The sequence below is a fragment of the Kribbella koreensis genome, assembly GCF_039525325.1.
GTDB classification, from domain to species: Bacteria; Actinomycetota; Actinomycetes; order Propionibacteriales; family Kribbellaceae; genus Kribbella; species Kribbella koreensis.
This window is the reverse complement of sequence record NZ_BAAAHK010000020.1, coordinates 22,126-45,534: the sequence shown is the minus strand read 5'-3', so window position 1 is coordinate 45,534 and position 23,409 is coordinate 22,126. Positions and strand designations below refer to the sequence as shown.

At 67.5% G+C, this 23,409-nt stretch carries 19 protein-coding genes; 9 read left to right on the top strand and 10 right to left on the bottom strand.

Going from position 1 to position 23,409, the window contains the following annotated elements:
* Entirely contained in the window at positions 1-984 is a 984-nt protein-coding gene (locus ABD116_RS35365) for a serine hydrolase domain-containing protein (RefSeq protein WP_343980824.1), read from the top strand.
* Here ABD116_RS35365 and pulA read toward each other — a convergent pair.
* The 5 genes from pulA to ABD116_RS35340 all read right to left on the bottom strand — a co-directional run bounded on the left by pulA (position 970) and on the right by ABD116_RS35340 (position 9,771).
* Positions 970-6,672, bottom strand: coding sequence for a pullulanase-type alpha-1,6-glucosidase (gene pulA, locus ABD116_RS35360; RefSeq protein ID WP_343980821.1), 5,703 nt, complete (start codon positions 6,670-6,672; stop codon positions 970-972). The genes ABD116_RS35365 and pulA overlap by 15 nt on opposite strands.
* Positions 6,673-7,117: 445 nt before the next feature.
* Positions 7,118-7,840: an SIR2 family NAD-dependent protein deacylase gene (locus tag ABD116_RS35355; protein ID WP_343980818.1), complete on the bottom strand. Its 723-nt coding sequence runs from the start codon at positions 7,838-7,840 to the stop codon at positions 7,118-7,120.
* Complete coding sequence (locus ABD116_RS35350) at positions 7,837-8,397, bottom strand: GNAT family N-acetyltransferase (RefSeq protein WP_343980815.1); 561 nt, start codon at positions 8,395-8,397, stop codon at positions 7,837-7,839. The genes ABD116_RS35355 and ABD116_RS35350 overlap by 4 nt, the downstream gene beginning before the upstream one ends.
* Positions 8,398-8,440: 43 nt before the next feature.
* Complete coding sequence (locus ABD116_RS35345; RefSeq protein WP_343980813.1) at positions 8,441-8,647, bottom strand: sulfurtransferase TusA family protein; 207 nt, start codon at positions 8,645-8,647, stop codon at positions 8,441-8,443.
* Complete coding sequence (locus ABD116_RS35340; protein WP_343980811.1) at positions 8,644-9,771, bottom strand: cysteine desulfurase family protein; 1,128 nt, start codon at positions 9,769-9,771, stop codon at positions 8,644-8,646. The genes ABD116_RS35345 and ABD116_RS35340 overlap by 4 nt, the downstream gene beginning before the upstream one ends.
* Before the next feature lie 184 nt (positions 9,772-9,955).
* Between ABD116_RS35340 and ctaC the strand changes: the two genes are divergently transcribed.
* The 4 genes from ctaC (at position 9,956) to ABD116_RS35320 (ending at position 14,343) form a co-directional block, all read left to right on the top strand.
* The gene (ctaC, locus tag ABD116_RS35335) at positions 9,956-10,765 is read left to right on the top strand and encodes an aa3-type cytochrome oxidase subunit II (protein WP_343980808.1); all 810 of its coding nucleotides are present in this window, start codon (positions 9,956-9,958) and stop codon (positions 10,763-10,765) included.
* A gap of 26 nt (positions 10,766-10,791) precedes the next feature.
* Positions 10,792-12,540, top strand: coding sequence for an aa3-type cytochrome oxidase subunit I (ctaD, locus tag ABD116_RS35330; RefSeq protein ID WP_343981520.1), 1,749 nt, complete (start codon positions 10,792-10,794; stop codon positions 12,538-12,540).
* On the top strand, positions 12,537-12,932 hold the full coding sequence (locus tag ABD116_RS35325) for a cytochrome c oxidase subunit 4 (protein WP_343980806.1): 396 nt from the start codon (positions 12,537-12,539) through the stop codon (positions 12,930-12,932). Before ctaD ends, ABD116_RS35325 begins: the two co-directional genes overlap by 4 nt.
* 157 nt (positions 12,933-13,089) lie before the next feature.
* Positions 13,090-14,343 carry a L,D-transpeptidase gene (locus tag ABD116_RS35320; RefSeq protein ID WP_343980803.1) on the top strand — a complete coding sequence of 418 codons (1,254 nt, stop codon included), beginning with the start codon at positions 13,090-13,092 and terminating at the stop codon, positions 14,341-14,343.
* A gap of 706 nt (positions 14,344-15,049) precedes the next feature.
* On the opposite strand, the gene ABD116_RS35315 is transcribed toward ABD116_RS35320, so the two are convergent.
* On the bottom strand, positions 15,050-15,664 hold the full coding sequence (locus tag ABD116_RS35315) for an RBBP9/YdeN family alpha/beta hydrolase (protein WP_343980800.1): 615 nt from the start codon (positions 15,662-15,664) through the stop codon (positions 15,050-15,052).
* A gap of 63 nt (positions 15,665-15,727) precedes the next feature.
* On the opposite strand from ABD116_RS35315, the gene ABD116_RS35310 reads away from it, so the two are divergent.
* Positions 15,728-16,099: a MerR family transcriptional regulator gene (locus ABD116_RS35310; RefSeq protein ID WP_343980797.1), complete on the top strand. Its 372-nt coding sequence runs from the start codon at positions 15,728-15,730 to the stop codon at positions 16,097-16,099.
* Positions 16,100-16,573: 474 nt separating this feature from the next.
* Here the strand turns inward: ABD116_RS35310 and qcrB are convergent, their stop codons facing one another.
* Genes qcrB through ctaE form a run of 4 tightly spaced genes read right to left on the bottom strand, consistent with a single transcriptional unit; the run spans position 16,574 to position 20,884 of the window.
* The gene (gene qcrB, locus ABD116_RS35305; protein ID WP_343980794.1) at positions 16,574-18,256 is read right to left on the bottom strand and encodes a cytochrome bc1 complex cytochrome b subunit; all 1,683 of its coding nucleotides are present in this window, start codon (positions 18,254-18,256) and stop codon (positions 16,574-16,576) included.
* On the bottom strand, positions 18,253-19,281 hold the full coding sequence (gene qcrA, locus ABD116_RS35300; protein WP_343981516.1) for a cytochrome bc1 complex Rieske iron-sulfur subunit: 1,029 nt from the start codon (positions 19,279-19,281) through the stop codon (positions 18,253-18,255). The genes qcrB and qcrA overlap by 4 nt, the downstream gene beginning before the upstream one ends.
* Positions 19,282-19,307: 26 nt before the next feature.
* Positions 19,308-20,174 (bottom strand): cytochrome bc1 complex diheme cytochrome c subunit, encoded by an 867-nt coding sequence (gene qcrC, locus ABD116_RS35295; RefSeq protein WP_343980790.1) that lies wholly within the window; start codon positions 20,172-20,174, stop codon positions 19,308-19,310.
* A complete protein-coding gene (ctaE, locus tag ABD116_RS35290) occupies positions 20,171-20,884 on the bottom strand; it encodes an aa3-type cytochrome oxidase subunit III (protein WP_486327396.1) in 714 nt (237 codons plus the stop codon). The genes qcrC and ctaE overlap by 4 nt, the downstream gene beginning before the upstream one ends.
* Before the next feature lie 31 nt (positions 20,885-20,915).
* Here ctaE and ABD116_RS35285 point away from each other — a divergent pair, with 31 nt between their 5' ends.
* Genes ABD116_RS35285 through trpD form a run of 3 tightly spaced genes read left to right on the top strand, consistent with a single transcriptional unit; the run spans position 20,916 to position 23,404 of the window.
* Positions 20,916-21,833 (top strand): cytochrome c oxidase assembly protein, encoded by a 918-nt coding sequence (locus tag ABD116_RS35285; protein ID WP_343980785.1) that lies wholly within the window; start codon positions 20,916-20,918, stop codon positions 21,831-21,833.
* Positions 21,834-21,891: 58 nt separating this feature from the next.
* On the top strand, positions 21,892-22,308 hold the full coding sequence (locus tag ABD116_RS35280; RefSeq protein ID WP_343980782.1) for an Rv3143 family two-component system response regulator: 417 nt from the start codon (positions 21,892-21,894) through the stop codon (positions 22,306-22,308).
* A gap of 10 nt (positions 22,309-22,318) precedes the next feature.
* Positions 22,319-23,404: an anthranilate phosphoribosyltransferase gene (trpD, locus tag ABD116_RS35275; protein ID WP_343980779.1), complete on the top strand. Its 1,086-nt coding sequence runs from the start codon at positions 22,319-22,321 to the stop codon at positions 23,402-23,404.
* The last annotated feature ends 5 nt before the right edge of the window (positions 23,405-23,409 follow it).

Genomic DNA, 23,409 nt, shown 5'->3' with positions numbered 1-23,409 from the left:
ATGCAGCGGATCCTGGATCGCCTGGTCGAAGCCGGTGCCACCGGCGTACTGATGCACTACCGCGACGGACATCGTGAGTGGCGCGGCTCAGCCGGCGTCGCCGACCTCGACTCCCGCCAACCGGTCGCCCCTGACGGCTGGTTCCGGATCGGCAGCGTCACCAAGACCTTCACCGCGACCGTGGTCCTGTCGCTGGTCGCCGAGGGACTGGTCGACCTCGATCAGCCCATCGAGCAGTGGCTGCCCGGCGTCGTACCGGCCGGCGACGGCATCAGCGTCCGCCGTCTCCTCAACCACACCAGCGGCCTCTACAACTACACCGACGACCTCCCCGACCCGGCGCAGATCGTCCGAGAGCGCTTCGATCATTGGGCACCGCAGCGGGCGCTGGCCCTAGCCTTCGCGCATGAGCCGCTCTTCGCGCCGGGCGCCGACTGGTCGTACTCGAACACCAACTACACCTTGCTCGGTCTGCTGATCGAGGAGATCACTGGCGGCTCGTACGCCGATGCCGTGCGAGCGCGAGTGATCGAGCCCCTGCACCTCCACCAGACCCTGGTCCCCGGCGACGAGCCCAAGCTGCCCCAGCCGCACGCGCATGGGTATCTGCTGGTCGACGACGAGTCCGTTGACCTGGACGAGCTGAATCCGTCGCAGGCCTGGGCGGCCGGTGAGCTCATCTCGACTGCTGCCGACCTCAACAAGTTCTTCGCCGCGCTGCTGGCCGGTGAGTTGCTTCCTGCGGCGCAGCTTGAAGCCATGCTCACGACGGTTGGCGACTACGGGCTCGGGATCGCGCGTCGGCAGTTGGCCGACGGGACGGTGCTCTGGGGGCACAACGGAGGGATCTTCGGGTACCTCACCAGCAGCTTCCACAGCCGCGGCGCCGACCGTCAGTGCACGATGTCGCGCACGACGGTCGACGCCGAAGCAGCCGAGTCCGACGACCTGGTGGCCGAGGTGTTCCTGTCAGGGCTGGACTAGTACTGCGACCGTGCGGGCCGGGACTGTTGCTGTGCCGGTCGCCGCGGTCCAGGTGGTCTGCTTGACGGTGGCGTCTGAGCCGGCGGCTTGGACGGGGGAGAGGGTGAGGTTGGCGCCGGCCAGGCCCGGGATCTGTTGGGTGACCGGTGAGCCGGTGGTGTTGAAGACGACCACCACGCCCTTCAGGGCTGGGTCGACGTTGGGCCCGACGGTGTCGTCGATGCGCATCACGACGACGCCCGGCTTGGCGGCGGGGGTACCGCTGAGGGGGTAGGAGAGTTTCTGGTTGATGAGGTCCGCGGAGCCCAGCCGGAACAGCGGCGTGGAGAAGCGGAGCTTGAGGAGATCGGCAGCGGCCGCGCTCGCTGTCGTCACATCGGCCTGGGAAGGCTTCAGCGCCGGGTTGGCGAGCAGCGGCTTCATGAAGGGCCACTTGGCTTCGTTGTCGGCCTTCGGGGGCAGGCCGTGGCCGAAGCCGTTGTCGGCGCCCGTCCAGTCCAGGGTGTTGAACCAGTCGCCCGAGTCGTACGAGTTGCGGTCCAGCGACTTGCTCCGCAACAGGTCCGCACCCGCATGCCAGAACGACGGTGTCTGAGCCAGCGCGGTCGTTGCCAGCGACAACGTGTTCATCCGGACCCGGTCGGCCATCGGCAGCGTCGCGGGCAGCTTGTAGGTGAGCGAGTCCCACAACGTTTCGTTGTCATGGGCGTCGACATAGCTGATCACCTCGACCGGCTGATCGGCGTACCCGGCGGGTGATCCGTTGTAGTCGACGCCGTCACCCCGTACTTCGGTCCCGCTGTCGGCCGAGCGGAAGGTGAACGAGCGGAGGTTGCCGGCCAGCCCGAGCTGGACCAGGTCGGTGTCGTGCGCGAGCCGCTTCGCCTGCTCGGCCGGCGTACCGTTGATCGGCGCGTCGTTCGGGTCGCTCGCCGCGCCGGAGCCGAAGCCCTGCACCCGCGGGTCGTCGTCGAACGGCCCGCCGCCACGGACCGCGTCGCGCATCCGGTCGGAGAAGGTGCCGATCCCGGTACCACCGAGGTTGCCCTGCGACGCCTGCACGAAGAGCGCGTTGTTCGCGACCTCGCCGAAGTTCCAGCCCTCGCCGTACAGGTAGATCTTCTTGCCGTCGACGCCGTCCTTGGCGAGCGTCAGCTTGTCCAGCGCGGCCCCGACCTTGAGCAGGTTCGCCTTGCTGTGATGGCCCATCAGGTCGAAGCGGAAGCCGTCGACGTGGTAGTTGCGCGCCCACGACACCGTGCTGTCCACCATGATCTTCTCGGCCATCGCGTGCTCGGTGGCGATGTTGCTGCAACAGGTCGACGTCTCCACGCCACCGGTCTTGTTCAACCGCTGGTAGTAGCCCGGTACGACCTTGTCCAGCACCGACGTCGGCGCCTGACCGGCCGCGGGCGTGTGGTTGTAGACCTGATCCAGTACGACCCGCAGACCGGACTTGTGCAGCCCGCCGACCATCGTCCGGAACTCGGCGACCCGCGCCAGCCCGTCCTTGGACGTCGCGTACGACCCCTCCGGCGCCAGCCAGTGGTACGGGTCGTAGCCCCAGTTGAAGCCGTCCTTCGCGGCGACCGCGGTCACGCAGGCCTGCTGCTGGTCCGAATCCGCCGGGTAGGACTTGAGGTCGCAGGCAGGCGTCTGCTGCCCGGTCTCCGGGATCGAGGCGATGTCGAAAGTCGGCAGCAGATGCACGGTGTTCAACCCGGCCTGCGCGAGCGACCGCAGGTGCTTCGTGCCGTTCCCCTCGTCCGCGAAGGCCAGGTACGTCCCGCGATGAGCCGCCGGTACCGAGGCGTCGTTGATCGAGAAGTCCCGCACGTGCAGCTCGTAGATCGTCGAGTCGACCGCCCGGGCGAGCGTCGGCGACGGCGTGTCGCTCCACAGCGCGGGCTTGCCGGCCTGCGCCGCGAGATTCACCGCGACCGAGTACGCCGAATCGGTGGCCAGCGCGACCGAGTACGGATCGGTGACGATGTTCGTCTCCACCTTGCCGGTGCTCGGCGCGTACACCTTCACCTCGAACCGGTAGAGCGCGTTCTCCCAGCTCCGCTTCCCGTCAGCGGTCCACGAGCCGTCGGTGTTGCGCTGCATCGCGATCCGCTGGTCGCCCAGCAGCAGAGTGACACCCTGGGCGGTCGGCGCCCACAAGGAGAACTTGGGCGTCCCGCCGTTCCACGTCACGCCGTACGAGCGGTCCGCCGCGGCGCCGTACAGGTCATCCAGTACGCCGGGAATCTGCACCCCCGTCGCGTCGAGCAACCGCCCGGCGTCGTCGTACTGCGCCAGCCCGAGCTGCCCGGTGAGGATCTTCTTCGCATCGCCGTGCTCCAGCCTCAGCGCGACATAGCCCTTGAGCGCTGGGAACTTGGCGAGGACCGTGGGCGGGATCCCGCTGGGGTCGACGCGCAGTCCGGCGGAGGTGCCGCCGATGTCGTCGGCGTCCACCGCCAGCGACCCGGTCGCCGACCAGTGCAGCCGCCAGCGCGACCACTCGGGATGCGCTACCGCCGGTACAGCGAGCAGGTCCTTGCCGAGCCAGTAGGCCTTGGCCTGCTTGAGATCCGGCTGCACGCCGGGCTTGGAGGTCGTCACCGTGAGCACGTGGGTCGCGAGGACGTACGAGAACGTGACGACCAACCCGTCGCCCGGAACGGTGATCGGGATGTTGCCGCCGGTCGGGCTGCCCCCGGCGCCGTAACTCTCGTCCCACGAAAGGCCGTGTGCGACCTTGGCCTCATAGCTGCCTGCTCCGATCTTGCTCGTCGACCAGGTGAAGGTGCCGTCGCCATCCTGGTCGGTCAGCCAGGGACGCATGCAGTCGGGGGACCAGTCCGCCGGACAGCCGAGCTCGGACTGGAACGACCCCGGCACCGTGACGATCGGTCCCTCGGCGGTCGACGTGACGAAGTGCCGGCCGTGGTCGTAGTAGAAGGTCACCGGGGTCGCCGGAGCGGTGTAGGAGATGTTGGCGCCATTGGCGTTGCCGCCGGCTCCGTAGTTCTCGTCCCAGGTCTTGTTGATGGCTGCCTTGTACGCGTGCTCGCCGGCCGGGAGCGTGTAGGTGCCCTTCCAGACCTGGTCCTTCGGGTCCAGGGTCAGCTGCGCCTGCGGGCAGTCGGGTGACCAGTCCGCGGGACAGCCCATCTCGCTGTTGTGATCGCCCGGCACGCTGACGTTGGCCGGCTGGGAGACCGGGTCCTGGCCACCGCCGCCCGGGGTTGGGGCTGGCGCGTCCCCGACGATTCCGTACGAGCCTGACACCGAGTAGTTGCCAGACGCATCCTTCAGGACTGCCCGGTACTCGAGCAGGGTGCCCTTGGGGAGCTTGCTGGTGTCCTGGAACACCCGGTGCGGCGCGTTGTCGTCGGTCCCGAGCCGCTGCCAAGCCGTAGTACCGACTGGGCGGTAGCCGAAGGTCACTGTGACAGGGGTGTTAGCAGGGACGGCTGCTGCGATCTCTGCGCGACCACTGACCGCCGCACCCGGCTCTGGCGAGCTCATGTAGACCGGGGGAGCCGCCAGCCGGCGGGGGAGCTGCTCTGTGGCCTTGTAGACGTAGACGGACAGCGGAGGCACTGTGGCGACCACTCGGCCCTCTTCATCGGCCCTGAGCTGCTTGCCGCCACCGTAGATCCACCTGAACCGGCCATCGGCCATGTACGTCGGGATGGTCGCCGTCTTGGTCGTCGTGGCGTTGTTGGCGATGACCAGGTACTCCGTGTTGTCCTTCCCGAACCGGCTGAAGGCGTAGAGCCCGCCGGTGTTGGAGGAGTAGCGGTGCACCTGGGTGCCGTCGGCCAGCGTCGGGTACTTCGCCCGCAGCTCGGCCAGCCCCGCGATGTGCTTGTACATCGGAGAGTTGGTGTTGAAGCTGTCCTTGCTCCCGATCGTCGAGGTACCGGTGCCGTCCACGACCTCGTCGTCGGTGTAGTCGGCGGTCTTGGTCGCGAACATGTCCTGCCGGGCGTCCTTGTCGCCACCCGGACCGGTGAAGCCCTGCTCGTCGCCGTAGTAGATCACCGGCTGGCCGCGGGTGAGGTACATCAGCGAATGCGCCAGCTCATCCCTGGCGAGCAGTTCTTGCCCGTTGGCGCCGGACTGCTTGATGAAGGTGCCGACCCGGCCCATGTCGTGGTTGCCGAGGAAGGTCGGCAGCTGGTAGGCGTTCGAGTCGGCGTCGGTGTAGTAGTCGTCGTTGGCGTAGAGGTCGCGCAGCTTGGTGCTCGGGTCGCCCTTCGCGTAGGCGACCGCGTTCTGCTGGAACCCAAAGTCGAGGGTCGCCTGCAGGGCGCCGGCCGTGGTGTAGGTCGACATGAACTTCGGGTCGGCGTCGTAGACCTCGCCGAACATGAAGAAGTTCTTGGTGCCCTTCGCCTTGGCCGCCTCGAGGATCTTCGGTGAGAACTTCTGCCAGAACTCCAGGTTGACGTGCTTGACGGTGTCGATCCGGAAGCCGTCGATGCCCAGCTCGGCCCAGGTCTTGTAGACGTCGATCATCCCGTCGCGGACCTTCGGCTGCTCGGTGAACAGGTCATCCAGCCCGACGAAGTCGCCGTACTCCGCGGATTCGCCGGCGAAGGTGGAGTCGCCGCGGTTGTGGTAGAGCGTCGGGTCGTTCAGCCAGGCGGGCTGCTTGACGGTCGCGTCCGCGGGAGTCTTGAAGATCGGCACGTTGGGGAAGGACGTCTGCGCGTCGAGGGGCGGGAAGGTGTCGCCACCGGCGTACAGCTTGTCGTCGAAGACGTTGCCATTGGCATCCTTGTACGGGGACGCCGACTTCGGGATGTAGCCGTACTGGCCGGACTGGTAGGCGATCACGTCGGCGGTGTGGTTGGTGATGATGTCGAAGAAGACCTTCATCCCCTTCTGGTGCGCCAGCGTGATCAGCTGCTGCATGTCCGCGTTGGTGCCCAAGTGCGGGTCGATCTGGGTGAAGTCGGTGATCCAGTAGCCGTGGTAGCCGGCGCTGACGTTCGCGCCCTCGCCCTGGACCGGCCGGTTCTTGAACGACGGGGTCAGCCAGATGGACGTCGTACCGAGGGACTTGATGTAGTCGAGTTTCTGCATCACGCCGGCCAGGTCGCCACCGTGGTAGAAGCCCTTGTCGGCCGGGTCCAGCCCGGTGGTCAGCCGGTCGCCGGTGAGGCCGCCGGAGTCGTTGGCCTTGTTGCCGTTCGCGAACCGGTCGGCCATCAGGAAGTAGAAGCGTTCCTTGGTGAGGTCCTGCCGCAGGCTGGGCGACGCGAGCGCCTGGTCGGCCGCGGTCACCGCCGGCCCGGCCAGGTCGACCGGTTTCATCGCGACGACGTGGCTCGTGTCGTCGTAGCTGAACTGGACCTTGGCCGGCCCTTCGAGCCGCAGCGGGATGTTGGCCCCGTCGCGCACACCCCCGGCGCCGTAGTTCTCGTCCCAGGCGCCGTTGACGGTGACCTTGAACTCGTAGCTGCCGGCCGGGACGTCGAAGACCTTCGTGTACGGCGCGGCCGCGCCCAGACTGGTCGCAGCACAGCCCGGATCCCAGTCGCCCGGACAGCCGAGCTCACTCTGCAGCGAACCGGCGACCGTGATCACCCGTTGCGCTTGCGCCGTCGCCGGTAGTCCTGTCGCCTGTTGTGCCGTCGCGGTCGACGCTGTCCCCAGTCCCAGCGCGATCACCGCCGCCACGGTCACGCCTGCAATACCTCGCCTGAACCCACGCATTTCGGTCCCCTCCCACGCCAGTACGGCCTGCCGGGGACGCTAACTCCCTCCCCAGCCCGACGGAAGACCTGGAAGGTCGCGGTCAGGTGACGGGTGGCCGGGGAGGGTCGTGGTTGCCGCGGTGAGGACGGCCGTGGTTCGCAGCTATCGGGATCCCGAGGAGGGGTCTGAGCCTAGGGCAGCGAGGCGAGCTGGCTCGAATTTGGTTGCTTGGGGCAACAGGGGCGGTGGGTGCATGCACAACTCGACGGGTAAGCGGTTACCTCGGCGTGTCGAAGGGGTTGCCGCGGGTTGTGCGTGCAGGGCGGTCCGGGGCCGAAACCTGCCAGTGGCCCGCCCAACAGGGCCGGCGGCGCTCCGGAGTCCCTCACCGCGCCGGCCCGAATCGTCAGCACCTTTACCGCGAATCCGTGAATCAGGCGACGAGGCCGGGGAGGGTTTCCTCGATCGGGGTGGTGATCACGGCGGTGGCTTCGTCGTCGTACGGGGTGGGCTCGGCGTTGAGGATGACGAGCGGGATGCCGGCCCGGAGGGCCAGGTCGCAGAGGCCGGCGGCGGGATAGACCTGGAGGGAGGTGCCGATCGCGAGGAAGAGGTCGGCTTCCTGGGTGGCTCTGGTGGCTGCGTCGATGACAGCTTGGTCCAGGGATTGGCCGAAGGAGATGGTGGCGGATTTGAGGATGCCGCCGCAGAGCTCGCAGGCCGGGTCGGGGTCGCCTGCCTCGAGGCGGGGGAGGACCTCGGCCATGGGGACGCGATCGGCGCAGGTGAGGCAATCGACGTACCAGACCGTGCCGTGGAGTTCGTGGACGAGCACCGAGCCGGCCTTCTGGTGCAAGCCGTCGACGTTCTGGGTGATCAGGCCGGTCAGGCGGCCCTGGCGTTCGAGGTCGACGAGGGCGCGGTGGCCGGCGTTGGGCTCGGCGTCCCAGGCGGCGGCCGCGCGGCGGAACTTCCAGGCCTCGGCCCGGACCTCGGTCGAGGCGACGTACTCGTCGATGTCGAACATCGCCTGCGCGGCCGGGTTCTTCGTCCACAGGCCCTGCGGACCACGGAAATCCGGGATCCCGGAGGCGGTGGAGACTCCGGCGCCGGTCAGTACGGCGATCCGCTGGGCCTTCGAGACTAAATCGGTCACGTGGTCGAAGGTAGCGGCTTCCAGTCGGTGGCCAGTACCGCCATCACGATCTCGTCGACCCATTCGCCGTCCCACTTCAGGGCATCCCGCTTGACCCCCTCGGTGACGAAACCGGCCTTCTCGTACGCCCGCTGCGCCCGCGGATTGAACGCGTAGACGCCGAGATCGATCCGGTGCAGCCCGAGCTGCTCGATCCCGTACCCGACGATCAGCCGGGTCGCCTCGGTGCCGAGCCCGCGCCCCTGGCCGGCCGGCCCGATCAGAATCCGGAAGTTACAGCTCTCGTCCTCCGGACTCCACTCGTTGAGCACAGCCTCCCCGACAACCTCACCACTGGCCTTGTCGACGATCGCCAGATCCAGCCGGTCGGTCTGCTCGCCCCTGGTCCGGTACCACTTGCGCGCGGCCTCTTCGCCGATCTCCCCCCGACTCCCGGTGAACCGCACCACATCGGGATCGTCCATGGCGACCTGCATCGCCGGATAGTCGTCCTCGGTCACCGGCCGCAGGACGACCAGCTCTCCGGTCAGCGTCGGCTTGTAGGCGAAGTCAGTCACGCAGCGAAGTCTCGCAACGCCCCGCCCGTGGGCGCCAACCGTTTTAGCTGAGCCGGCGTACGACGTACTCGCCGCCGGTCGCGGAGACGAGTTCCTGGGCGCGCATGCGGCACCAGGCGGGGATGTCGGTGGCGGCGGCGGGGTCGTCGGCCAGGACGGTGATGGTGTCGCCGATCTGCAGGCTGGGGAACGCCTGGGCGAGTTTGATCACGGGGAGTGGGCAGAGCATGCCGCGGCAGTCCAGCGTCACATGCCCACCTCGGCCCGGATCCGCTGCACGATGCCGGGCAGGACGCTAGCGAAGCGGTCGACCTCGTCGTGGGTGGAGGTGCGGCCCAGGGAGACGCGTACGTTGCCGTGGGTCAGCACACCCATGGCTGCGAGCACATGCGAGGGGCGGAGCGTGCTCGCAGTACAGGCTGAGCCGCTCGACACGGAGAAGCCCTCGGCGTCCAGGGCGGTGACCAGTGCCTCGCCATCGACGTACAGGCAGGAGAAGGTGAGTACGTGTGGCAGTCGGTCGTCCGGGTCGCCGACTACCTCGACGTCGGTGATGTCTGCCGCGACCCGGTGCCGCAGCTCGTCGATCCACGCCCGGTGCTGCTTGTTGAGCTCCTCAGCCTCCAGCAGTCGCGCCTGCAGAGCCGCTGCGGCCGCCAGAGCAGCGGGGACGTTCGGGTGGCCGGGGGAGAGGCCGTCCTCCCGCTCGTCCACGGGCCAGCTCGGCGCAAGCCGCGTCCCCTTCCGTACGGCGAGCAGCCCGACGCCCGCCGGCCCGCCCCACTTGTGGGCACTGGCCGTCAACGCGGACCACCCGGCTGGTACGACGTCATGCCCGATCGAGGCGGCTGCGTCGACGAACAGCGGCACCTGCGCGGCTGCGCACGCCTCGGCGAGCTCCGCGATCGGCTGGCGGGTAGCGACCTCATGGTTGGCCGACTGGAGCGCAGCGACGGCTACACCGGGTTGCCTGACCTGTGCCGTGAAGGCGTCCAGGTCGACTCGTCCGAGGCTGTCGACGGGGATCTCGTTCGCAGTACCGGCTGCTGCCGCCGCATGGAGTACTGCGGAGTGCTCCACCGCAGAGTGCACGACCACGTCCCCGACCCGCCGCCGGGCAGCCGTCACAGCGAGCAACCCGGCATGGATGGCGGCCGTGCCGGAGGCGGTGAAGAACAGCTCATCCACCCGTACTCCGAGGCCTTCGGCCAGCACCGCACGGGCGTTGTCGAGCAGCAGTCTGGCCGTCCGTCCCTCGTGGTGCAGCCGGGCCGGATCGGCCCACCCGGATTCCAATGCCGAGAGCAACACTTCCCGCGCTGCGGGATGCAGTGGTTCCGCTGTCGCGGCATCTAGGTATGCACGGTTGCTCACACGGGAAACGCTAAGCCCTACCTATGCGCAGAACCGCCAGAGGTGTCCAGTAGTGTTCTGTCGTCAGTCTCACCTGGGAAGGGAAAGGCGCCCCGTGGGTTCGAACGGCACGCCCGGAGTGGTGCGCGCAGCAGGTCTGAAGAGGGCCCGCGCCGCGGTACGTCCGGCGAAGCGACGCTTGCTGGTGGCGACGTCAGTAGCGGTAGGCACGTTGGTGCTGACCGGCTGCTCGTCGGAGACCACCGAGCAGTGGAAACGGCTCGGTCTGCCCCCGGGCGCGTCCGACCGCACCGAGGCGATGAAGAGCCTCTGGATCGGCGCCTGGATCGCCGCCCTGATCATCGGTGTGCTCACCTGGGGCCTGATCCTGTATGCCTCGGTCCGGTACCGCCGGCGCAACGAGGACGCCCCGCGGCAGACGCGCTACAACCTGCCGCTCGAGGTGCTCTACACGCTGGCGCCGTTCGCGATCATCGGTGTGCTGTTCTTCTACACCGTCGAGCACGGCAACAAGATCACGCACATGTCGGACAACCCGTCCCACACGATCAACGTGGTCGGCCAGCAGTGGCAGTGGACCTTCAACTACAAGGACACCGTCGACGGGCAGGAAGGCGTCTGGGAGACCGGCACGCTGGACAACCCCGCCACGCTGTGGCTGCCGGTGAACGAGTCGGTGCACTTCGACCTGACCTCGCCGGACGTCATCCACTCGTTCTGGGTGCCGGCCTTCTACTTCAAGCTCGACGTCATCCCGGGCCGCACCAACAAGCTCGAGTTGACCCCGACCAAGACCGGCACCTTCGCGGGCAAGTGCGCGGAGCTGTGCGGTCTCTACCACAGCCGGATGATCTTCACCGTCAAGGTGGTCACCGCGGACGAGTACCAGGCGCACCTCAAGGAGCTGGCCGCCAAGGGCCAGACCGGGGCGGCGACCGGCGGTCAGGACGCGACGACCATTCCCGGCCACGGTGAGCAGGAGGGCGAGAAGTGACCGACTTCGCCGAGCGCACAGGCGCCATCGGTGCGGCGACCGCGCTGCCCAGGCGGCGCACCAAGGGCCAGATCGCGGTCAAGTGGCTGACCACGACCGACCACAAGCTGATCGGGCATCTGTACCTGATCACGTCGTTCGCGTTCTTCCTGATCGGTGGCGTGATGGCGCTGCTGATCCGGGCCGAGCTGGCCAAGCCGGGTCTGCAGATCGTCAACGAAGAGGTCTACAACCAGCTCTTCACCATGCACGGCACGATCATGCTGCTGCTGTTCGCGACGCCGCTGTTCGTCGGCTTCGCGAACGTGATCATGCCGGTCCAGATCGGCGCGCCCGACGTGGCGTTCCCGCGGCTGAACATGTTCAGCTTCTGGCTGTTCCTGTTCGGCGGCCTGATCACGATCAGCGGCTTCTTCACGCCGGGCGGTGCGGCCGACTTCGGCTGGTTCGCCTACGCGCCGCTGTCGAACGCGGTCCGTTCGCCGGGTGTCGGCGGTGACCTGTGGATCATGGGTCTGTGGATGGCCGGTCTCGGTACCATCCTGGGTGCGGTCAACTTCGTGACGACCATCATCACGATGCGGGCGCCCGGTATGACGATGTTCCGGATGCCGATCTTCACCTGGAACATCCTGGTGACGTCGATCCTGGTCCTGATCGCCTTCCCGATCCTGGCCGGCGCGCTGCTGATGCTGGAGGCGGATCGAGCCTTGGGGGCTCACGTCTTCGACGCCGCGAACGGCGGGCCGTTGCTGTGGCAACACCTGTTCTGGTTCTTCGGGCATCCCGAGGTCTACATCATCGCGCTGCCGTTCTTCGGCATCATCACCGAGATCCTGCCGGTCTTCAGCCGCAAGCCCGTCTTCGGCTACATCGGCCTGGTCGGCGCGACGCTGTGGATCGCGGTCCTCTCGGTGGCGGTGTGGGCGCACCACATGTTCGTCACCGGAGCGGTGAACCTACCGTTCTTCAGCTTCATGACGTTCCTGATCGCGGTGCCCACCGGGGTGAAGTTCTTCAACTGGATCGGCACCATGTGGGGCGGCTCGGTGTCGTTCGACACCCCGATGCTGTGGTCGGTCGGCTTCCTCACCACCTTCCTGTTCGGCGGTCTGACCGGCGTCATCCTGGCGTCGCCGGCGCTGGACTACCAGCTGTCCGACTCGTACTTCGTGGTCGCGCACTTCCACTACGTCGTCTTCGGCACCGTCGTGTTCGCGATGTTCGCGGGCTTCTACTTCTGGTGGCCCAAGATGACCGGCCGGATGCTCGACGAGAAGCTCGGCAAGCTGCACTTCTGGCTGCTGTTCATCGGCTTCCACACGACCTTCCTGGTGCAGCACTGGCTGGGTGTCGAGGGCATGCCGCGGCGCTACGCGTCGTACGGGGCGAACGAGGGCTTCACCACGCTGAACGAGGTCTCCAGCGTCGGCGCCTTCATCCTCGGCCTGTCGATGCTGCCGTTCTTCTACAACGTCTACAAGTCGCGCAAGTCGCCGCTGGTCGGCGTCGACGACCCGTGGGGCTGGGGCCGCTCGCTGGAGTGGGCGACCAGTTCCCCGCCGCCGCGGCACAACTTCGTCAGCCTGCCCCGGATCCGGTCCGAGAGCCCTGCCTTCGACCTCCACCACCCGGAGATCGCCATGGCGGAGTACCCGGACAGCGGCGCTCCGCGGGACAACCTGCTGGACGCCGGTGAGGACCAGGGCCGGGTCGAGAACCTGGAACGCAACATCGCGGCCGGCAACGGCGCGGACGGAGAGGGTAAGGCATGAAGGCGGAGGCCTGGGTCTTCGGCATCCTGACGGTGTTCGTCCTGATCGTGACGCCGATCTACTGGATCATGTCCGAGGACCCCACCGGCACCACCGCGCTGGTGATGACGTTCTTCTTGTCCCTGCTGGTCGCGTTCTACCTGACCATCACCGGCCGCCGGATGGACGCCCGGCCGGAGGACCGCAAGGAAGCCGAGATCGTCGAGGGAGCCGGTGAGCTGGGCTTCTTCCCGCCGTACTCCTGGTGGCCGCTGTGGTGCGCCGGCACGGTCTCGGTGATCGTGCTCGGGCTGGTCTTCGGCTGGTGGCTGTTCATCGTCGGCGCCGGCATCGGCATCGTCACGCTGAGTGGCTGGGTCTTCGAGTACTACCGCGGTGACCACGCTCACTAATCGATCGGATCGTCAACTTTTCCGGCTTGCCGGACGTCACCAGTACAGCGGGCCGTGGGGGCTCCGCCGTACTGGTGACGTATGCAGTGCGTGGCTATGACCGTTCGGCGAGCTAGGCTTCGCGTGGCGGCTGAACGTTATCTCAGGGGAGCTCAGGGTGTTGAGTAGTACCGTCCGTAAGCACGGTCTTGCCGTAGCGGGGATCTGCGCGATGCTGCTGGCCGGCACCGCTTGCAGCGACACCAAGGCGGGCGATCCGGCACCGTCAGCGGGGAACACACAGGGCAGCACGAACCCCTCCGGCGGCCCGTCGACGCCTGGCTCGAGCAGCACGCCGTCGGGCGACCCGGCCGCGGCGAACGTCCAGATCGTCCCGGCCAAGGGCGCCACCGCGGTCAAGCCCGACCAGGCGGTCACGGTGACCAGTACCGGCGGTGAGCTGTCCGACATCACGCTGAAGGACGACGACGGCAACAAGATCGACGGTTCGCTGAACGCGGACAAGTCCGTGTGGACCGCTGAGCCCGGGCTCAAGCCGGGGGCGAAGTACACGCTGTCCGGCACCGCGAAGGGCACCGACGGCGGGACGATCCCGATCAGCTCGACCTTCAAGACGCTGAGCCCGGCCGGCGGCAAGCTGAAGGCCTCGGTCGCCCCGCTCGACGGCGAGACCGTCGGTGTCGCGATGCCGGTGCAGATCTACTGGAACAACCCGGTCAAGGACAAGGCCGCGGTCGAGAAGCGCCTGAAGGTGACCACGTCGGTCCCGGTCGACGGCACCTGGTCGTGGCAGAACAGCAAGCAGGTCAACTACCGCCCGAAGACGTACTGGCCGGCCGGCACCAAGGTCACGGTCGACATCAAGACCCAGGGCGTGAACGCCGGCGGCAACATCTGGGGCAACGCGAACCGCAAGATCAGCTTCACCATCGGCAAGTCGGTCGTCACCACCGTCAACGTCAAGAAGCACACGATGACGGTCGCGATCAACGGCAAACTGGCCCGGACGATCCCGATCACCGCGGGCAAGGACGGCTTCACCACCCGCAGCGGCGTCAAGGTCATCATGGAGAAGTTCAAGACCAAGCGGATGGACGCCGCCACCATCGGCATCAAGCCCGGCGACCCGAACTACTACAACATCAGCAACGTCCAGTGGGCCCAGCGGGTGACCAGCTCCGGCGAGTTCATCCACGGCGCCCCCTGGTCCGGCGGCGCCCAGGGCAGCGAGAACGTCAGCCACGGCTGCGTCGGCATGAGCCTCAAAGACGCCCAGTGGTACTTCGGCCAGACCCTCCGTGGCGACCCGGTGGTAGTCACCGGCACCACCCGCCACATGGAAAAGGGCAACGGCTGGACCGACTGGAACGAAACCTGGGCCCAGTACAAAGCAGGCTCAGCCCTAGCCTGACTCTCCTGACAGCAGCCGACCGGTACTTCCGGCCGGCTGCTGTTCTGCGTCGTACAGCATCCCCCACACCAGCGCCCACGCTCGCTCCCTACGGCCGCCAGCTCCCACCCACCCGTGCTGAAAGCCACTCCTAATGAGGGTTGGGTCTGGTGTTGGTGCAGACTCGTGCTGCTGGCTGGTGAGTACTGTGCTCGCTCCTACGCCGCTCGCTCCCACGCCGGCTCCCACTCACCCGACGGGCGCTCCTGCGTCGCGCGAAGACGACCACCCGGCTGGCGCCCGCAGATCGTTGGCGCTGGTCCTGGCCGAGGGGGTACCGCGTATGGCAGCCGTCACCTGACTGACCCGTCACCCGACTCACCTGGCCCAACTCACCTGGCCCAACTCACCTGGGTCCGACTCACCTGGGCCCAACTGACCCGGTCCGACTCACCCGGCCCGACTCACTTGGGCCGACTCAGCTGAGGCCAGCTCCACGTCCGGTGCCGGTTCTCCGCCGCGATCGACAGGCGGCCGGTGTCCGGCTTGTTGCTCCGTGGCTCACTCGGGCATCGGCTCCTACGAAGCGCTCCAGCGTTGCGTGCCACCTCATTGGCGCTGAGCGCGTCGCGGCCGAGGGCGATGCCTGTCTCAGCAGATTGGGCGACCCTTCGGGCGATGACAGCCGTGCGCCACTGCCGAGGGTCGCAAACACGTCTGAAGGCCGTCAGCGGGGCGAGGCAGCCGCCGTGTGGTGCCGCCCGGTAGTTGCCAGTCGGAGTCCGAGGGGGCGGAGGGCTTGGGGGAGGGTGGTGAAGCCGTCGGTGGTGAGGAAGTGGCCGGCGGCGGGGATGACGGTTGAGGTGGTTCCTAGGAGGGCGGCTAGGCGGTCTGTGTGAGCTGGGGGGACGTACGGGTCGGCGTCTGAGCGGATGATCGTCAGCTGGTCGACGTTGGGAGTGATCGCTTCCAGGGGGCAGCCGTCGGCTATGTAGGCGTCGAGTTCTGGGAAGACGGGGAGTGGGTCTACGAAGCCGGCGACCAAGATGAGGGTGCCTAGCCGCCAAGGGGTGGGGAGTGAGGCCAGGTGGCGGAGGACGGTTAGGCAGCCGAGGCTGTGGGCGATGACTATTGAGTGCTCGTCGGGGGTGCCTACGGCGGTACGGACTATTGCTGACCAGTGGGTGGGGTCTGGGTGCAGGGGGTTCGGGAGGCGCGGGACGCTGGTGGGGATTCCGTGGGACTCGAGTTGTTGGGCCAGCCAGCCGAACCAGTGGTCTTCGGGGGTTGCTCCGTAGCCGTGGATGATTGTGGCGCGCTGGTGGGTTGTTGCTGGTGTCATGGTGCTGGACGGTATGGGTTCACGTCAGCGTGAAGGTCAAGTCGGCGACGGGGGAGGCGGCAGGTGCTGATCGGTGAGTTGGCTGAGGTGAGCGGGGTGAGCGCGCGGGCGCTCAGGCACTACGAGGAGCAGGAGCTGCTGGTACCGGAGCGTGACAGCAACGGGTACCGGAACTATGCCGAAGCCGACGTCATCAGGGTGGCTCAGATCAAGGCGATGATCGCCGCTGGGCTGGGGACGGCCATCATCCGGCAGTACCTCGAGTGTGCTCGTACCGGCGAGCATGGGACGACGCTGGAGCTTTGCCCTCGGCTGCGGGCTGAGCTGGACTCCCTGGCTGAGCGGCTCGATGCCAGGGAGGCCGAGCTTCGCGACACCCGGCGACGGCTGAGTGGTCTTGCGGCGCGGAGTTCAGCGTTGTCGACGGCTGGCTGAACTCAGCTGGTGCAGAAGACGGCGGTGAGGAGCTGGGGAGGGCTTTGCTGAATTCGGTGACTACGTCGATGGCTGCGTCGCCGGTGGTCACCGAGGCGGCCATCGTGCGGGCGCCGTCGGCCGAGCTGTACATGAGGGCCCCGCAGCCGCCAGGCGGGCTGCCTGTTTCCGGTCGCTCCAAGCCGGCAGTGGACCCTCTCAGCCCGGCAGAAGCGGCCGTAGGCCCGTCAGAGGCCGCTGGTACCGCCCAGCGACCCCAGCCGGCCCCTGGAGCCCCAGGAGCCGTCAACCCGCCCAGCGACGCCCCTACCAGCCCCGCCCACTCGTCGGAGGAACCTGCCCCGGAACGCCCTGCCCAATCTGCCCATGCCGCCCACGACGTCCACCGGCCCTGACACCACCTGACACAGCCCTCGGAAACGGCGAAGGCCCCGGCGTGGTCGCCGGGGCCTTCGGTACTGCGACTGCTGGTGACTAGTGGTGCGAGACCTCGCGGGAGGTGCCCTCGTCGAGCTCCACCGTGCCGGTGGCGCCCTCTACTGCCTCGTGCTCGTCGTGGTGACCGTGCGCGTGGGCTTCCTCGATCTCGGCGGCCGTCGGCTTCTGGACCGCGTCGGCGAAGTAGAACTTCGACAGCCGGGCCCGGACCTTGTTCAGCGCCCGCTTCGGAGCCCGTACGCCGTTGTCGTCCGTCTCCGGGCCGATGTCCAGCGGAAGCAGCCGCTCGCGGGCGGTGAGCTCGTACGCCTCGTAGTTCGAGATCGGGGTGTGCTTCTCGTAGTACTCGCCCTCGGGCGTCCGGACGATGATGCCGGACTCGAGGCCGTGCAGGATCCGGTCGTTGTCGGCGCGCTGCAGGGAGATCGCGATCCGCCGGGTGGCCCAGAACGCGAGCACCGGGCCGAGGAAGACCGCGAACCGCAGGAACCAGGTCACGTTGTTCAGCGATACCCCGAAGTGGGTGGCGATCAGGTCGTTGCCACCGCCGATCCAGAGCAGACCGTAGAACGTGATGAACGCGGCGCCGATCCCGGTCCGGGTCGGCATGTTGCGCGGCCGGTCCAGCAGGTGGTGTTCGCGCTTGTCGCCGGTGATCCAGCCTTCGATGAACGGATACAGGGCGACCAGGGTGACGAACGCCGGCGGGATGATCAGCGCCGGTATCAGCAGGTTCCAGCTGAGCGTGATACCCCAGAAATGACTCTCAAAGCCTGGCATCAGGCGCACGGAGCCCTCCAGCCAGCCCATGTACCAGTCGGGCTGGGAGCCTGCGGTCACCTCGGCCGGGTTGTACGGACCGTACAGCCAGACCGGGTTGATCTGCAGCAGCGCGCCCATCAGGGCGGTGATGCCGAAGACGACGAAGAAGAAGCCACCGGCCTTGGCCATGTAGACCGGCATCAGCGGGTAGCCGACGACGTTCTTCTCGGTCCGGCCGGGACCCGGGTACTGCGTGTGCTTGTGGTACACGACCAGGAACAGGTGCGCGGTCACCAGGGCGAGGATCAGGCCCGGGATCAGCAGCACGTGCACGGTGAAGAACCGGGAGACGAACTCGTCGCCGGGGAACTCGCCGCCGAAGATGAAGAAGGTCAGGTACGAACCGACGATCGGCGACGCCTGGATCATGCCCTGGGTGATCCGCAGACCGGTACCGGACAGCAGGTCGTCGGGGAGGCCGTAGCCGATGAAGCCCTCGATGATGCCGAGGAACAGCATGCCGAAGCCGATCACCCAGTTCAGCTCACGCGGCTTGCGGAACGCGCCGGTGAAGAAGATGCGGAGCAGGTGGACCATCATCGAGGCGACGAACAGCACGGCCGCCCAGTGGTGGATCTGCCGCATCAGCAGACCGCCGCGGATGTCGAACGAGATGTCCAGGGTGGAGGCGTAGGCCTCCGACATGTGCAGGCCCTTGAGCAGGCTGTACGAGCCCTGGTAGGTGACGTCGGCCATCGACGGCTTGAACCAGAAGGTCAGGAAGACACCGGTCAGCAGCAAGATGATGAAGCTGTAGAGCGCGATCTCGCCGAGCATGAAGGACCAGTGGTCGGGGAAGACCTTGCGCAGGTTCTTCTTGCCGATCTTCCCGATGCCCAGCCGGTCGTCGACCCACTTGACCGGAGGCGGAAAGTCTTTGTCAGACACGGTTGTCACCCTCGTTCCCAGAAGCTCGCGCCGACCGGCTCGTTGAAGCCGCTCTGCGCGACGAGATAGCCCTCTGAATCCACGGCCAATGGTAGCTGCGGCAGCGGGCGGGCGGCGGGGCCGAAGACGACCTTGGCGCCGTCGGCCAGGTCGAACGTCGACTGGTGGCACGGGCAGAGCACGTGGTGCGTGGTCTGCTCGTACAGCGAGATCGGGCAGCCCACGTGGGTGCAGATCTTGGAGTAGCACAGGATGCCGTCGATGCCCCAGTTCTCCCGGCCGGCCGGCGTCCGGATCTCCTCCGGCTTGATCCGGACCACGATCACGGCGGCCTTGGCCTTCTCGTTCTGGTACGTGACCGCGCTCTCCTCCTCGATCGGAGCGAGGTTGGCCGGCGCCGCGTTGACCAGCTGGCCGACGATCAGGTCGGACGGCTTGATCGGGCGCAGCGTGACGTCGTTGACGACCCGGATGCCCTTGGCCCAGATGGTCGTGTAGAGGCTGCGGCCGGGCAGCGGGCCCAGGTCGCGGAGGAACACGATGGCCGGCAGCCCGAGCAGACCCATCGAGGCGAGCAGCGACCGGCGGATCAGCTTGCGCCGGGTGAAGCCCGACTCGGCCACGCCGACCTGGAACGCGTCCATGATCTCGGTCTTCTGCTGCGGCGTGGAGTGCGCGTCGTGCCGGTCCTCGGCGATCTCGGTGTCGACCATCAGCTTCTTGGCCCACTGGATCGCGCCGGCGCCGATCAGGAACAGCCCGATCCCGACGCACAGCCCCAGGGTGAGGTTGTTCGCGTTGCCCGACAGCGGCCCGAACTCGACGATCGAGTCGCGCGGGATCGCGAAGTACGCGACGCAGGAACCCAGGAAGAGCAGTCCGGCCAGGCCGAACATCGTCGAGACCTGACGCTCGACCCGGTCGGCTGCCTTCGGGTCGACGTCGGTGATGCGCAGTTCGTGCGGCTCGATACCCGGGTCCGGGATCGGCTCTGCCAGGACGACCTGGCTGTCATGGCCGTGCTCCCCGCTCACCGCGGGGAGGTTCGACTTCTCGTCGCTCACTCTGCCTTCACTCCCTTGGCCTTGACGCCCTTGGCGCCGATCCAGACCGCCACGCCGACCAGCAGGCCGATACCGACCAGCCAGCCCCACAGACCCTCGGAGACCGGGCCGAGCCGGCCGAGACCGAAGCCACCCGGGTCCTTCTGCTCCTGCAGCGCCTTCAGGTACGCGATCACGTCACGCTTGTCGTCCGGCTGCAGCACCTGGTCTGAGAAGACCGGCATCTGCTGCGGGCCGGTCAGCATGGCCTCGTAGATGTGCTTGGGGTCGACGTTCATCAGCGACGGGGCGTAGCGGCCGTTCGGCAGCGCGCCACCCTTGCCGGCGAAGTTGTGGCACGCCGTGCAGTTGGTCCGGAACAGCTCGCCACCACGGGTGACCTGCTCGTCGGTGACCTTGCTGATGTCGTACGACTCCTCGGCCGGTACCGCCGGGCCGGGGGCGAGGCTGGCGACGTACGCCGCGAGCGCCTCGATCTCGGCCGGGGTGTACGCCGGGGTCTTGCGCGGGATCTGCGCGCCGGGCTGCATCGCGGGCATCCGGCCGGTACCGACCTGGAAGTCGACCGCGGCCGCGCCGACACCGATCAGCGAGGGTCCGGCGAACTTGCCCTCACCGTTGCCACCGCCTTCGGCGTTCAGTCCGTGGCAGCTCGCACAGCCGACCGCGAAGAGCTTCTTGCCCTCTTCGATCTGCTGGGTCTGGGCCGAGGTGTCCGCCGTCGCGTTGTCAGGGGCGAACGCGGCGTACGCGGAGCCCACCGCCAGGAGGCCGAACAGGAGCACGACGAGGCCGGCTGACCGGTGCCGTCGTCGCGCGGAGAGGAAGCGCGCCGGTGACAAGGAAAGTCTCTTCTCACTCATTTGAGCAGGTAGATGGTCGCGAACAGGGCGATCCAGACCACGTCGACGAAGTGCCAGTAGTACGACACGACGATCGCCGAGACGGCCTGTTCGTGGGTGAACTTACGAGCCATGTACGTCCTGGCGAGGACGAACACGAAAGCGATGAGACCGCCGGTCACGTGCAGGCCGTGGAACCCGGTGGTCAGGTAGAAGACCGATCCGTACGGCGACGACGAGATCGTCACGCCCTCGTGGACCAGCTTCGCGTACTCCGTCACCTGGCCGGCGATGAACACCGCGCCCATCAGGTAGGTGAGGATGAACCACTCGCGCATGCCCCAGGCGCGCACGTTGGCGACCGAGCCGGTCCGGCCGACCTTGCCGTGCTCGGCGGCGAACACGCCCAGCTGGCAGGTCACCGACGACAGCACCAGGATCGTCGTGTTCACGGCCGCGAACGGGACGTTCAGCATCGCGGTGGAGGTGTCCCACAGCGATGCCACCCCCTGTGCCGCGGCAGCGGTCGTCACCGACCGGATCGTGAAGTACGCCGCGAACAGGGCGGCGAAGAACATCAGTTCGCTCGAGAGCCAGACGATCGTGCCGACACTGACCATGCTGGGACGGTCGTGGTGTCCGTGTTCACGAGACGCTGGGAGCGCGGTTGCAGTGGCCACGGCGTCATTATGTCGGTCGAGGTATCCGACAGCACGCCCACCCCCATGCATGTCGCCCAGTAACTCTTCTTACTGTTGACAGGTGCTTCCTCTTCATGCCGGACCCGGCGACCGGATCGAGCCGTTCAGCGCGGTCAGGCTGCTGACCGCCTGGACCTTCGAGCCGGTGCTACTCAGCGTGATCGTGGTCGTCGGCGCTCTTTACCTGTACGGCGTCCACCGGCTCAAGGCCCGCGGCGACAAGTGGTCGAAGGGCCGCACTTTCTCCTTCGTCGGTCTCGGTCTGGGCAGCGCGGTGATCGCCACCCAGTCGGCCCTGGGCACGTACGACACGGTGCTGATCAGCGTGCACATGGCTCAGCACATGATCCTGTCGATGCTCACCCCGCTGGCGATGGCGCTCGGCGCGCCGGTGACGCTTGCCCTGCGCACCCTTCCGCAGCGGCCCCGCGGATGGTTGCTCTCCGTATTGCATTCCCATGTCGCCAAGGTGCTCTGCTTCCCCCTGGTGGGCTTCGTGCTGTTCGTCCTGAGCCCCTGGGCGCTCTACTTCAGCGGCTGGTACGACGCGACGCTGCGGTCGACCGGCCTGCACGACCTCCTGCACGTCCACTTCATCGTTGTCGGTTCGTTGTTCTTCTGGCCGCTGCTGGGCCTCGATCCGGTGCCCGGCCGGGTGATCTACCCGTTCCGGCTGCTGCTGACGTTCCTGACGCTGCCGTTCCACGCGTTCCTGGGGATCACGATCATGTCCGCGAACAAACTGATCGCGGAGGACTGGTACACGAGCTTCGGCCGCTCCTGGCCGCCGTCGCCGCTGCGTGACCAGTACATCGCGGGCGGTCTGCTCTGGGGCTCCGGTGACATCGTGGGGCTGGTCTTCTTCGGGGTGCTGTTCGTCCAGTGGGTGCGCCAGTCGCAGCGTGAGGCCAAGCGTGAGGACCGCCGGCTGGACCGGTTGGAGGAGCAGGCGCGCAGAGCCGACCAGGCTCCCCGGTAGCATTCGCGGTGTTGGATATGGGTCCGTTGGTTACAGACAAACAGCTTGGGATGAATCGATGAGTTCAGAGCGTCCGCTGAAGGTGCTGGTCTACAGCGACGACCGCAGCACCCGGGAGTCCGTCCGGCTGTCCCTGGGCAAGCGGCCCGCCGCTGATCTGCCCGAGCTCGAGTACTTCGAGTGCGCGACCGAGCCGGCCGTGATCAAGCTGATGGACAAGGGCGGCATCGACCTGGCCATCCTCGACGGCGAGTCGGTTCCGGCCGGTGGGATGGGGATCGCCCGTCAGCTCAAGGACGAGATCTTCCAGTGCCCGCCGATCCTGGTGCTGATCGGCCGCCCGCAGGACGCGTGGCTGGCCACCTGGTCGCGTGCGGAGGCCGCTGTCTCGCACCCGATCGACCCGGTCCGGCTGGCCGAGGCGACCGCGGGGCTCCTCCGCGAGCGGGTCGCCAAGCTGCCCGCGACCACCTGATCCCGGCGCCGTGTCCGCCCCACAGGATTCACCCGCCGGTACTACGCCTGGCGGGCGTGCGCTGACCTGGTCGCAGGTGCTCAACCCGTTGCTCCGGCACGAGGACCTCGACGCCTCCGCGACCGCTTGGGCGATGGAGCAGATCCTGTCCGGGTCGGCCTCACCCGCTCAGCTGGCCGGGTTCGTGATCGCGTTGCGCTCCAAGGGCGAGACGGTGTCCGAGGTCGAGGGCATGGTCGCCACGATGCGCGAGTTCGCCACGCGGATCGACGTACCGGGACGGACGCTCGATGTCGTCGGTACCGGTGGTGATCAAGCACACACTGTGAACATCTCCACGATGTCGGCGATCGTCGCGGCCGGTGCCGGGGCGAAGATCCTGAAGCACGGCAACCGGGCGGCGTCGTCGGCTTGTGGGTCGGCGGATGTGCTCGAGGAGCTGGGGATTCCGCTTGATCTGACTGCCGCGCAGGTTGAGGCGGTGGGGGAGCGGGCCGGCATCACGTTCTGCTTCGCTCCGGCTTTCCACCCGGCGCTGCGGCATGCGTCGGTACCGCGTCGTGAGCTCGGGGTGCCGACGACGTTCAACATCCTTGGGCCGTTGGCCAACCCGGGCAATCCGTCGGCGCAGGCTGTTGGCGTCGGGGATGGGCGGGTTGCTGGGCTGATGGCCGGGGTGCTGGCGCGGCGGGGGATCGATGCGTTGGTCTTTCATGGCGATGACGGGCTTGATGAGCTGACTACGCGGACGACGTCGCAGGTTTGGACGGTCGGGCGTGGGGTGGTTGAGGGGCCGGAGACGTTGGATCCGCGGGAGCTCGGGATCGCGCCGGCTCCGATCGAGGCGTTGCGGGGTGCGGATGCGACGTACAACGCGAAGGTTGCTCGGGCTTTGTTCGACGGCGAGACGGGGCCGGTGCGGGACGTCGTACTGCTGAACGCCGGCGCGGCGTTGGCGGCGCATGAGGGAAGTACCGGGCCGTTGGTGGCGCGGATCCGCTCGGGGATGGACCGCGCGGCCGAGGCGATCGACTCCGGCGAGGCGAAGAACGTGCTGGACCGTTGGGTCGATGCCTGCGCTTCCGTTCGCTCGTAGTTCTT